At 49.9% G+C, this 12,279-nt stretch carries 7 protein-coding genes, 9 tRNA genes and 1 rRNA gene; 1 reads left to right on the top strand and 16 read right to left on the bottom strand.

The annotated features are described in order from the left end of the window. Positions 1 to 249 precede the first annotated feature (249 nt). The 6 genes from glmS to rocF all read right to left on the bottom strand — a co-directional run bounded on the left by glmS (position 250) and on the right by rocF (position 10,502). Positions 250 to 2,076 carry a glutamine--fructose-6-phosphate transaminase (isomerizing) gene (gene glmS / locus C8J48_RS17890; RefSeq protein WP_107728623.1) on the bottom strand — a complete coding sequence of 609 codons (1,827 nt, stop codon included), beginning with the start codon at positions 2,074 to 2,076 and terminating at the stop codon, positions 250 to 252. A gap of 686 nt (positions 2,077 to 2,762) precedes the next feature. Further along, positions 2,763 to 4,124, bottom strand: a complete 1,362-nt coding sequence (gene glmM, locus C8J48_RS17895; RefSeq protein ID WP_107728624.1) for a phosphoglucosamine mutase — start codon at positions 4,122 to 4,124, stop codon at positions 2,763 to 2,765. A gap of 23 nt (positions 4,125 to 4,147) precedes the next feature. Next, the gene (locus tag C8J48_RS17900; protein ID WP_107728625.1) at positions 4,148 to 5,347 is read right to left on the bottom strand and encodes a CdaR family protein; all 1,200 of its coding nucleotides are present in this window, start codon (positions 5,345 to 5,347) and stop codon (positions 4,148 to 4,150) included. Beyond that, positions 5,340 to 6,164 (bottom strand): diadenylate cyclase CdaA, encoded by an 825-nt coding sequence (cdaA, locus tag C8J48_RS17905; protein WP_107728626.1) that lies wholly within the window; start codon positions 6,162 to 6,164, stop codon positions 5,340 to 5,342. The genes C8J48_RS17900 and cdaA overlap by 8 nt, the downstream gene beginning before the upstream one ends. 302 nt (positions 6,165 to 6,466) lie before the next feature. Continuing rightward, a complete protein-coding gene (gene ppc, locus C8J48_RS17910; RefSeq protein ID WP_107728627.1) occupies positions 6,467 to 9,241 on the bottom strand; it encodes a phosphoenolpyruvate carboxylase in 2,775 nt (924 codons plus the stop codon). 352 nt (positions 9,242 to 9,593) lie between these two features. Further along, on the bottom strand, positions 9,594 to 10,502 hold the full coding sequence (gene rocF / locus C8J48_RS17915; RefSeq protein WP_107728641.1) for an arginase: 909 nt from the start codon (positions 10,500 to 10,502) through the stop codon (positions 9,594 to 9,596). Between the two features lie 442 nt (positions 10,503 to 10,944). On the opposite strand from rocF, the gene C8J48_RS19380 reads away from it, so the two are divergent. Further along, positions 10,945 to 11,193: an RNA-binding S4 domain-containing protein gene (locus tag C8J48_RS19380; RefSeq protein WP_425430490.1), complete on the top strand. Its 249-nt coding sequence runs from the start codon at positions 10,945 to 10,947 to the stop codon at positions 11,191 to 11,193. Positions 11,194 to 11,265: 72 nt separating this feature from the next. On the opposite strand, the gene C8J48_RS17925 is transcribed toward C8J48_RS19380, so the two are convergent. The 10 genes from C8J48_RS17925 to rrf all read right to left on the bottom strand — a co-directional run. Then, positions 11,266 to 11,340, bottom strand: a tRNA-Gly gene (locus C8J48_RS17925). 14 nt (positions 11,341 to 11,354) lie between these two features. Beyond that, positions 11,355 to 11,430: transfer RNA gene (locus C8J48_RS17930), tRNA-Lys, on the bottom strand. 22 nt (positions 11,431 to 11,452) lie between these two features. Further along, a tRNA-Lys gene (locus tag C8J48_RS17935) sits at positions 11,453 to 11,528 on the bottom strand. Positions 11,529 to 11,532: 4 nt separating this feature from the next. After that, positions 11,533 to 11,607 (bottom strand) — tRNA-Gln (locus C8J48_RS17940). Positions 11,608 to 11,611: 4 nt separating this feature from the next. Continuing rightward, positions 11,612 to 11,696: transfer RNA gene (locus C8J48_RS17945), tRNA-Tyr, on the bottom strand. 28 nt (positions 11,697 to 11,724) lie between these two features. Then, positions 11,725 to 11,800 (bottom strand) — tRNA-Val (locus tag C8J48_RS17950). 72 nt (positions 11,801 to 11,872) lie between these two features. Then, positions 11,873 to 11,948 (bottom strand) — tRNA-Glu (locus C8J48_RS17955). Between the two features lie 4 nt (positions 11,949 to 11,952). After that, positions 11,953 to 12,028, bottom strand: a tRNA-Thr gene (locus C8J48_RS17960). 3 nt (positions 12,029 to 12,031) lie between these two features. Then, positions 12,032 to 12,106 (bottom strand) — tRNA-Asn (locus C8J48_RS17965). Between the two features lie 78 nt (positions 12,107 to 12,184). Then, positions 12,185 to 12,279 (bottom strand): 5S ribosomal RNA (rrf, locus tag C8J48_RS17970); the annotation flags it as partial.

Below are 12,279 nucleotides of genomic sequence, written 5' to 3' on the forward strand. Positions count from 1 at the left end.
GGAGTTTAATAATCGGTGCGAGAATCGGTGTTGTAAATCCTTCTCTCAGGTTTCACAAAAGTTACTTTCCAGATAATGTACTAATTGACTTTAGATGTTCTTTTTCTTTTCGACACAAAAACACCCCTTTAGACAATCATATCCAAAGGGGAAAAACGGTATAACTTTATTTTAAAACGGTACATCTTTTTTACAAACGGTACGACTTTATTTCAAAAGCCACACCGATAAGGGTGTGCTCTACTACTCTTACTCCACCGTCACACTTTTAGCCAAGTTGCGTGGCTTGTCGACGTTAAGGCCACGGGCAACAGAGGTGTAGTAAGAGAGAAGTTGCAGCGGGATGACAGCAAGGACAGGGTTGAGTAAAGGTAACGTTGCTGGGATAAAGAGCGTCTCATCCACGGATTTGCCCAGTTCGGTGTCGCCTTCAATGCCCAGCCCGATCACATGGGCCCCACGGGCTTTTACTTCAATGATGTTAGAAACCATTTTTTCAAAGATCTCTTTTTGTGTCGCCAAGGCGATCACCGGAATTCCTTCTTCGATCAAGGCCAGGGTGCCATGCTTTAGCTCACCGGCGGGGTACGCTTCCGAATGGATATAGGAGATCTCCTTCAGTTTGAGGGAGCCTTCCATCACCACCGCATAGTCTAGTCCACGCCCGATAAAGAAGAGGTTGTCATGTTTGGCGATGGCAGCAGCCAAGGGCTGGATCGAACCAGCCTGCTCCAGGATGGCCTCCGCTTGTTGTGGGAGGTTGAGCAAAGCCGTGGTATGAGCCTTCAGCGTCTGCTCATCTAGAGTTCCACGTACACGGGCCAAGTGCAGGGCAAATAAGTCAATCGCGATCAACTGCGAGGTGTAAGCCTTGGTAGAAGCTACGGCGATCTCCGGCCCTGCCCAAGTCATCAACACCTCATCCGCTTCCCGTGCGACGGAGCTACCTACGACATTGGTGATCCCTACCACTTTGGCCCCGGCTTGTTTTGCAGCGCGCAAGGCGGCCAAGGTATCGGCGGTCTCACCGGATTGGCTTACCACCACCACCAAGGTAGAAGGAGTGATAATGGGGTCGCGGTAGCGATACTCCGATGCCACATCCACTTCCACTGGAATGCGAACCAGTTTTTCCACAACGGATTTTCCGATCAGACCGGCATGGTAGGCGGTGCCACAAGCGACAAAGTGGATCTTATCGATTCCTTTGATCTCTTCCTCCGTCAAAGAGAGCTCCTGGGACAAATCCACTACACCGTCTTTTACTCGGCCGACCAACGTATCCTGAATCGCCTTGGGCTGTTCATGAATCTCCTTCAGCATAAAGTGATCGTAGCCGCCTTTTTCAGCGGTAACCGCATCCCAAGTAACACGTAACTGCTCGCGATGGACCGGGGTACCGTCGGTAGTGACAAGAGACACCTCGTCACGGGTGATCACCGCCATCTCGCCGTCTTCCAATACATAAACGTTGCGGGTATGCTCTAAGATGGCGGGAATGTCAGAAGCGATAAAGTTCTCGCCGTCACCGACACCCACGATCAACGGGCTGGCCAGACGGACCGCTACCAGTTTGTCCGGCTCTTTGACGCTGGCAATCGCAAGGGCATAAGCCCCTTCCATATGCCGAACCGCTTTACGCACCGTCGAAACCAGACTCCCGTCCCATTGGTCGGCCAACAGATGGGCGATCACTTCCGTATCCGTTTCCGATGTAAAGGTGTAACCCTTGGCTTGTAGTTCTTCTTTCAATTGCATGTAGTTTTCGATAATCCCGTTATGAACGACGGAAAATTGAAGAGCGCCGTCCACATGAGGGTGGGAGTTTTCATCGGAAGGCTTACCATGGGTAGCCCAACGGGTGTGACCAATGCCCACTTCTCCGGTTAAAGGGTGGCTAGAGAGACGTTGTTCCAGTGCATTCAGCGCCCCCTTGGTCTTTTGCACCGCCAGCCTTCCATCCGAGTAAACAGCCAAACCGGCAGAGTCATATCCACGGTATTCCAGTTTGCGCAGGCCTTCCAACAAAATGCTTTGTGCCTGTTTTGGTCCGATATATCCCACAATTCCACACATTGATGTTTTACCCCCAGATTCTTCAGGGGTGTCGCTGATGTTTTTGTTTCATTTTTCGTAAGCGACACCCCCATGGTGTTTTTGAAAGTCATGGATGGAGTCGCTTCCGTCATAGGGAGCGAACCGTCATGTCTATATTGATTGTCGCGTCATCATCGTGCCAGGGATTTTGTCACCGAGGTCACCCCCAGGATTTGTTCCCCAGCTCCTCGGCTCCGATGCAAGCCGGGAGGTATCCGCCGAAAAAATCGATCCGCCTCCACCTCGTCAACTGCAGTTCTCATCCACCACAGTTCTGGCGCTTATCAACGGGTTAAGCATAACATTATTCCATATTTTTCTATACCACCTCCAGAAACAACTACTTCTATGCTATGCAACAATAACTCATTTGTAAAGGGGAACAGGTCAATTTGGTGACCTCCATCGTAAACAAAAAAACCCGTCAAACAGACGGGTGAGGCTGCTGACAAACTGTTCGCGGGACGGTCGGGGTGGTTATCCGTCTCCGCTCCATGCGTGGCAGAGTTGCTCGCCGGATAAAGTGAAACTCCATCGGTAGGGTCTTTTCACCGATGGTTAGTTGAACTTATCGGGTTATACGCGGAAACCACACCGACCTGTGTTTCTAACCATTCCAGTAGTTTGTCATGAATCTGCCCCGTCAAACAGACGGTTTTTTCTGTTTACACTTCCTCAGCTGCCGGGGTCAATGTCTCACGAATCACAGCGGCGATATCATCCACATGCTTTTTCAACTCTTCCTTATCAGGCCCTTCAGCCATGACGCGAATCAAAGGCTCCGTACCCGAGGGGCGAACCAGAACACGGCCGTTTTCTCCGAGAAGTTGTTCCACTTCCCGGATTTTATCGGTGATCGCCGCCTTCTGGTCCCAACCCTCTTTGCTGCCGACACGGACATTGACCAAGATTTGCGGATATTTTTTCATAGTGGTGGCCAGTTGATGAAGGGTGGTTGCTTTCTCTTTGATTACTTGCAACAGTTGCAGTGCGGTCAATAACCCATCACCAGTGGGGATATGTTCCAAGAAGATAATATGTCCCGATTGTTCTCCACCCAACTTAAATCCACCCTGCCGCATCGCTTCCATCACATAGCGATCGCCCACACGGGTTTTCTCCGTATGAATCCCCGCATCCGCAGTCGCTTTATATAAGCCGATATTGCTCATCACGGTCGTCACAATCGTGTCATGGGCAAGTTGTCCTTGTTCTTTCAGGTATTCCCCGCAGATCCATAGGATATGATCCCCATCGACCAGCTCGCCCGTGTCATCCACCGCAATCAGGCGATCCGCATCTCCATCGAAGGCTAGCCCCAGATGAGCCCCTCGTTGTAATACTTCTTTGCGCAATCCCTCAGGATGGGTGGAACCGCAGGCGACGTTGATATTCACTCCGTCCGGTTCGGCGTGAAGAGCCGTCACATCGGCTCCCAGGTCGCGGAGCAACAGCGGCGCCCATTTGGAAGCGGCTCCATTGGCACAATCGACGACGATGTCCATCCCACACAAATCAGTCTCGATGGTGGAGCGAAGATGGTCGAGGTAACGCTGCACTTCTTTCGATTTATCCTTTGTCAAGCCGATTGCGTCACCTGTAGGACGAGGCATCTGGTCATCAACCTCTAAAAGCTGCTCAATTCGATTCTCCAGCTCATCGGAAAGCTTAAAACCATCCGGCCCAAAAAATTTGATGCCGTTATCCGTAAAAGGATTGTGAGAAGCAGAGATCATCACACCTGCATGAGCTCCCAATTCCCGCGTCAAAAACGCCACACCGGGAGTGGTGACGACATCCAATTTCCATACATCGGCACCGATAGACATCATGCCTGCGATCAACGCAGATTCCAGCATCTCTCCGGACAGACGGGTATCGCGTCCGACCAAGATTCGTGGCTTATCCCCGTTCGTATCACCTGTAAGCACAAAAGCGCCGGCTCGACCCAGGCGATACGCCAGCTCCGGGGTTAATTCCCGATTGGCGACTCCGCGCACACCATCCGTTCCAAAATACTTACCCATGATTTTCCTCCTTCGCCCACTCTTTATCTCGCAATCCTTACGGTTGTTGTCTGGCCTTCTTCTGCCCAGCGAATATACGGCGGCCGGTTCAATTGCAAGGGTACCTCATATTCTCCCGGCGTCAACTGGGACACATCGATAAACGCATGTAAGTCTTCATCCTTGATCGAACCCAACCGTTTCGCCGCCCCAAACAGCGTGAGGTCCACCGTCTCTGCTCCTTGAATCGTCGCACTCATATTCTTATTTAGCCCTTTGATCGCAATTGGGATATCGGTCCATTTTTTCTTGTTTTCCTTTACAATATCCACATCGATCTTTACCTGTTCCGGTTCTATTTTAACTGCACCGCTGGTCAAGGGGATTGGCATCTGAAAGGGCTGACCGTTTTTGGCCTTAGACAGATCCAATTGTGGTCCCTTATACGCTTCTAAGGCGGAAATATAGCCTTTAGAACCATAAACCGTTACCTTCGCAACGTCAGTAGTAACCCGATTCACCGCAAATCCCGCCGGCGGGTAGCGGCCGATGGCCACTTTAAGGGGAACCGTCGCATGAGGGCTGTCGATTGGCACACTCACATCCACTACTTCAGGGGTGACTTCCACTCCATCCATCCAGCCTTTTGCTCCATATACTTGCAACGAGGCGGTCTTTTCAATTGTTTCCGCGGCTCCTTCTACATTCACCACCGCTTTAACTGCTTGCACCTCTTGAAGTTGAGCTTTTGTACCCCGGACCAATACCTTATCGGGTGAGGCAACCGGTTCACCCAGTTCATTATCGGAATCCGGAGTGCCGATTACCTCTACTTCCACTGGCATCTCTTTTTGTAGTTTTTCCTCCAGCACCACATCCACCCGCGCAGGCTTTACCTGGACTTCCACGTTTTTTGGAATCCCTTCCAGCCGCACGGGGACATCGGTGTGATTGCCCGCCTTTAGTTCTCTCAAATCGACATAGGCTCGATAGCGGTCCGGTGAAACCAGATTAAGTGAGAAGGCGTTTCCGCGCAATGTTAGATCAACAGTCGAAGGAATGTCCACTAATTCAAACCGTGTATCGTCATAGCGGGCCTCCAGGGTTACATTTTGAATCGTGTTGGCGGTACTTTCATTGCGGGGGAAACGAAAAGAGGTATCATTGACCGACATCCACAACATAACCGCCAAAGCGACAGCGATCAATTTGACGATTGTGTTGTTCTGCAGCCATTTATCCATCTTCTTTTTCCCCCTCCTCTTTGCGAGTCCAGAAGGTGGAACCGTTTTTTTCTGGAGGCTTTAATTCTTTATAGAGCCGGGAGATCAATTGTTCTTCCGTTAGTCGCCGCTCCAGTTTGCCATGAATCGCCAGGGAGATCTGTCCCGTCTCCTCTGAGACGATAATGGCGATCGCATCGGAAATCTCGCTCATCCCCATCCCGGCTCGATGGCGAGTTCCCAACTCTTTGCTGATAAAAGGATTCTCTGATAGCGGCAGATAGCAACCCGCCGCCATAATTTGGTTGTTGCGAATAATGACTGCTCCATCGTGTAGGGGAGCATTGGGAAGGAATATATTGGTCATCAATTCAGATCCTAATCGTGCCTCCAGTTGCGTCCCGGTCTCGATATAATCCGATAGACCCGTCTGCCGTTCCACGACAATTAAAGCCCCGATGCGGCGCTTGGATAAGTGGGAAACAGCTTTTACAATGTCCCCCACGATACTGGTAATCACTTGTTCGTCCATCTGGCTGCTGCGTCCGAATAACCGACCACGTCCCAATTGCTCCAAGGCCCGTCTCAGTTCTGGTTGAAAAATAATGATAATCACAATGATCCCCAATGAGAAAAGGTTTTCCATCAACCACTGCAAGGTGGACAATTGAAAAAAGCTGCTAACCATCCAGACAGCGATCACGATGGAAATCCCTTTGAGCAATTGCACCGCTCGCGTTCCTCGGAGCAGCATCAGCAATTTATAGATAATATAACTGACGATCAGGACATCAACGATATCACTGACATACCGAGTAATTCCATCAAGTATTTGCATTGGACCCCTCCACAGCCCATCCTATCTGTAGTATGCAACCAACTCTTCGCTCCATCCATGTCACCCTCTTCATCCCATTATGCGATAAGTGCCGCAAAAAAGAAATGCCTCAAGGCAGATCTGTTGATTATAGAGCACGCCGACTCAAAAATCCCTCCCCCTTCATCCAAGGTATGGCTAGGCTAATTAACAAGCTTAGCCCCAAAGCCAATTTGGACAATCGGGGCCAAAATACGTTTCCATCAGCAAAGAGGCCTCCGTACGGAAGCCTCGATTTGAAATCCACTGCAATTGCTTGATCATCAACCTGTATTACGCAAGCCAGCGGCAATACCGTTGATCGTCATCAGCACCTGTTCCAGCTCATCCTGCCGGGTTTGTGAATGTTCTTCTCTTCGGCTTTCGCTTAAAAGATACACCTGGATAAAACTGAGGGGGTCTACATAGGGATTACGCAACCGGATCGATTCCTGGATAACGGGAATATGATCCAAAATCTCCTTTTGACCGGTAATAGCCAACACCGTTTCTCGGGTGGAACGATACTCTGCTTCAATGGTACGGAATAATTCTGCCCCTTCCTCTCCCGCCAAGCTGGAATATTCACGGGCAATCACCAGATCGGCTTTGGCTAACGCCATTTGCAAGTTATCCACCAATGTCCGGAAGAAAGTCCAGGATTGATACATCTCACGTAGCGATTCCAATCCCCCTTCCTCCTCCAGTAGCTGTTTCAACCCCGTTCCCGCAGCAAACCAAGCAGGGAAAAGGTTGCGGCTTTGCGTCCAGGAGAATACCCAAGGAATGGCGCGCAAGCTTGTAAATGCTTGACTGTTTTTGCGGCGGCTGGGACGTGAACCGATATTTAGCTCCCCGATCTCCGGCAAGGGTGTCGCCTGATGGAAGAAGGGAATAAAACGCTCATCTTTAAACACCAACCCCTGATAATGGTTACGCGCAGCGGTGGAGGTTATCTCCATCCACTCCAGCCAACGAGGTTCCGGTTCCGGTGTTTCTCCGAAAAAGGCACCGGCGGCGGATACCAACAAGGCAGAAGTCGCTTGCTCTAAGCTGCGATAGGCGATCGGTTTTAACGCATAGCGGGAAGAGAGCACTTCCCCTTGCTCCGTAATTTTTACGCCTCCATCCAGGGTTTCCGGTGGTTGGGCCATAATGCTTTGATTGAGGGGGCTGCCTCCACGCCCCAAAGCGCCGCCCCGGCCGTGGAAAAAGCGGACCGCCAGATCATAGCGACTGGAGAGGCGGGAAAGTTCCTTTTGCGCCCGGAACAACTCCCAGTTGGCCGTCAATACACCCCCATCTTTATTGCTGTCGGAGTAGCCTAACATAATCTCCTGTACAGCAAAACCGGGCTTTCGATCCGGTACAAAACAGGGGTGACGGTAGTAAGCCTCCATAATTTCACCGGCTCGATGCAAGTCATCGATCGTTTCCAGTAACGGCACCACATGAAGGGAAGAGATAGGTCCCTCCGGTGTCTGCCGCCATAATCCCACCTGTTTCGCCAGCAGTACTACTTCCAATAGATCACTGGTACCCTGTGTCATGGAAATGAGGTAATTGCGGATCGCTGCCGGACCAAACTCTTTTTGCGCTTGGGCGATAATTTCAAACAGCCGCAGGCACTCCCGTGTCTCCGCTGAAAAATCCATAAACGACGATGTCAATGGCCTTGGATCGAGCAGCAGTTCCGTCAATAGCTTCACTTTTTCCTCTTCCGACAATCCCTTATAGTCGGACACAATCCCTAAAGAAGCCAAAATTTCCGTCAACGCCGCTTCATGCTCACCGCTATCTTGCCGGATATCCAAGGTGAGCAAATGAAAGCCGAACAGCTCCACTTGCCGAATCAATCGTGCCAACTCACCATCAGCGATGGTATCCGCTTGATGGGTACGTAAGCTTTGATCGATCAATTTGAGATCTGCCAAAAAGGCATCACTATGATGATAGGCGCCTCGCTCTTTTTGGTTGAAGCGGGTATGTCGCAGGCGCGCCAACATATACGTACATTTCCGTCGATACGGTTCATGCTCGTTTCGCCATTTCCCTTGTCCAATATCGCCCAAATCCACCTCCTGTTCATCCTTTTTCAAGGAATCAAATAATTCGCTCGGTATCTCTACCATCCGAGTGGAATAGCTTAATTTTTTAATCAACTGTCGTAGCGAGTGCTCATATTTTTGCATCACTAGCCCACGCTGCATCTCTAATGTTTTCCAAGTTACCTCAGGAGTGACCCACGGGTTGCCATCCCGGTCTCCGCCAATCCAGGAACCAAACCATAAAAAACAGGGAACATGCCATTTCCGTTCCGGATAATACCGTTCCAGCGCATATTCCAATTCCCGGTGCACTTCCGGCAACACTTCAAACAGCGTCTCATCCATATAATATAGTCCGTTTCTCACCTCGTCGAGCACACTTGGTTTACGGTGGCGCAGCTCATCACTCTGCCACAAGGTGAGTACTTCTCCCAGCAATTCATCGCGAAACTGGTTTTTTTCTACTTCCGTTATCAACGGATCGTCCACTTTTGCCATAAGGGTAGCGATGCGATGGTGAATATCCAAGATTGTGCGACGCATCGCTTCTGTGGGGTGTGCCGTCATAACCAATTCCAAGGAGAGCTGGCCCAACATCGACTCCACCTGCTCTGCGGTAAGGTCCATCTCCTTCAGTGTTCGTACCGCACCTTCAATCGAGAAGGGTTGCGCCGATTCCGCTTCACCACGGCGATAAGCACGATGGCGACGGATGCGATGGTTTTGTTCAGCGATATTGACTAATTGAAAATAAATCGCAAAAGCTCGAATCACATCGCGACGCATCGAAGGAGATAAACGTTGGATCACTTGTTTGCAGCGTTCCAACAGCTCCAGGTCGCCGGATGCACGTAGCTGTTTGGTCAATTCACGGATCTCTTCCACCTGTTGCAATAGTGTGGGGCCTCCCTGCATCACTAGAACATCTCCCAGGATATGGCCCAAAAATCGCACATCTTTTCGTAACGGATGATCTCTTTCCGTTTCCAGCGAAGGGGTCGGTCTGTTCATGCGATCCATCACTCCTTTCGAATAAGTGAAAAACATTCTCCGAAGCAGCTTCGGATCAGCAGCATTCGATCGTTCACCAAAGTAAGCCCTATCGGAAAACGCTATTACTCCTATTTTAGCAAAAATGTGAACACAAAAAAGAGGGTATACGATCCCAGTTTATACAAGTACTTGAGATACGCTCTCCAACGCCTTCTCCTCCATTTCACTGGGATGGATGACAACCCAGAACCAATGCTGATAACTCATCCCGGATTTATTTTGGTCGATGGATAGCAATCCTTTATATCCCATAGATGCTATCTACTCGCTTCAAAGTTCTATGATGCAACGGACGCTTTTGTGCAAGATTTCAAAGCACTTTTTCACCAAAAACGGAGCCGATCAGGGCTACTGCCACCTTGGCCGTCCGATTGGCATCATCCAAAATCGGATTTACCTCGACAAACTCAGCAGACGTTAACACATTTGCTTCCGACAGCATTTCCAACGCCAAGTGACTTTCACGATAGGTAATTCCACCGGCAACCGGTGTACCGACACCTGGAGCGTCCTTGGGGTCCAACCCATCAAGGTCTAAACTGAGATGAACACCATCGGTGCCGTCAGTCACAATTTGCAATGCCTCATCCATTACTTTCGCCATACCGAGACGATCAATATCATGCATCGTAAACACCCGGATTTGTTGTTCACGAATCAACTTCCGCTCCCCTTCATCCAATTGCCGTGCTCCGATGATAACGATGTTTTGGGCATGAATTTTCGGTGTGTATCCGCCGATGTTGATTAAGTCAGAATGACCAAACCCCAAACCGACCGCCAACGGCATCCCATGGATATTGCCCGATGGTGTCGTATATTCCGTATTCAAATCACCATGGGCATCAAACCAGATCAAACCCATCCGCTGATGGTGGCGTGCCACTCCGGCGATCGTTCCAATGGCGATGCTGTGGTCTCCGCCTAAAACGAGGGGAAACCGTTCTCTCTCCACGATTTTATCCAATGTACGGGCCAAATCCTCACTGACTGCACAGATTTCCCGTAGATATTTCAACTGTTGTTGACCTTCATGATACGACTCTAGCGTCGGCACCTGAAGATTACCTAGATCCTCCACTTCATAACCCAAAGACGCCAGCTTTTCCTGTACCAAAGCATACCGGATCGCACTGGGACCCATATCGACACCACGGCGATCGGCTCCCAAATCCATTGGCACACCCACGATCGAAATCGGTTGTTTCACTTTCCCCATATCGTATCCCTCACATTTTCCCTGATTCGTGTTGGGGATGAATCGGTCCCCATTGGTTTCCCCACATTGTAGCACAATTACCATATCTGCTTTTTTCCAGGGATGCTGGCTTATGAAAGCGCATGCATATTTATATGAAATGAGATTGAACGATACGCTTCTGTTCTTGATAAACCACTAACCCACATCACACTTACGGAAATATGATTAATGAAAATTCATCCTTTGTTATAGCTTAATTTTTTGCGGGGTATAAACGAAACTTTTGAATCAGGGCATCAGCTTAAAGCCAAGTAGATGACAGAAGGCAAAGCCGACTTCACTTTGGCCATTAAACAAATTAAATGACACAGAAAGATTCAACGATATCATTGGGGAACTATCGAAACAAGGAATTCACACCCTATACATTTGCATCCAATCGGTAGCAAACCCCTTGAGGTTGGATCGAGCGCTTTCGACCAAAATTAAGGATGTAAGCCGAACCCAAATCCAAAAACTGATTAAGCAAGGAAACATCCAAATGAACTCTCAAACAGTGGCGCCAAAGTATTTGCTTTGTGAAAAGGACGATATCCATTTTCACCTGCGAGATATCATTTGTAACCACAAACCATTTTGCCACCCCACTTCCTTAAAGTGGGGTAGAAGGAGTATCCAGCAAATTCGGCGCCATCAATCCATTAAATAGAAAAATGACTTGCGATCCCATGTGGTTCTCAAGTCATTAAAAAAGCTTTCCCATATGGGAAAGCTTTTGGTGTGGAGCGGAAGACGGGATTCGAACCCGCGACCCCCGCCTTGGCAAGGCGGTGCTCTACCACTGAGCCACTTCCGCATGTCCTATGTAATTGGTGGGTCGTGCAGGCCTCGAACCTGCGACATCCTGATTAAGAGTCAGGTGCTCTGCCAACTGAGCTAACGACCCTCCCTACAATGAGTAGAGAAGATGGTGAGCCATCCAGGACTCGAACCTGGGACACCCTGATTAAAAGTCAGGTGCTCTGCCGACTGAGCTAATGGCTCATATTGGCTGGGGCGGTAGGGATCGAACCTACGCATCACGGAGTCAAAGTCCGTTGCCTTACCGCTTGGCTACGCCCCATCAATGGTGGAGGGGGTAGGATTCGAACCTACGAAGGCAGAGCCGGCAGATTTACAGTCTGCTGCGTTTGGCCACTTCGCTACCCCTCCATATAAGGATTGCAAATATAAAATTAGATGGTGGACGGTGCAGGGCTCGAACCTGCGACCCCCTGCTTGTAAGGCAGGTGCTCTCCCAGCTGAGCTAACCGTCCGTAGAAGTCCGCCAGCAGTGATGCTGCTTACGGATGTTTTCCCCCGCATAGGATGCGGTGGTTGATTTTAGATGGTGACCCGTAGGGGATTCGAACCCCTGTATGCCAGCGTGAAAGGCTGGTGTGTTAACCGCTTCACCAACGGGCCGTTGTGGAGCTCCCAATCAGACTCGAACTGATGACCTCTTCCTTACCATGGAAGCGCTCTACCAACTGAGCTATGGGAGCATATGGCTCCTCAGGTAGGACTCGAACCTACAACCTACCGGTTAACAGCCGGGCGCTCTACCATTGAGCTACTGAGGATCAGCATTCAAAAGACAAGTTATATTATATAATGCCCATCTTCAGTTGTCAATACATTTTTCCCCGCTAAGGGGAAACGCCTGGCAACGTCCTACTCTCCCAGGGGCCTGCGCCCCAAGTACCATCGGCGCTGGAGGGCTTAACTGCCGTGTTCGGGATGGGAACGGGTGGAT

Origin of the sequence: Desmospora activa DSM 45169, assembly GCF_003046315.1 — a bacterium.
Taxonomy (GTDB): domain Bacteria; phylum Bacillota; class Bacilli; order Thermoactinomycetales; family DSM-45169; genus Desmospora; species Desmospora activa.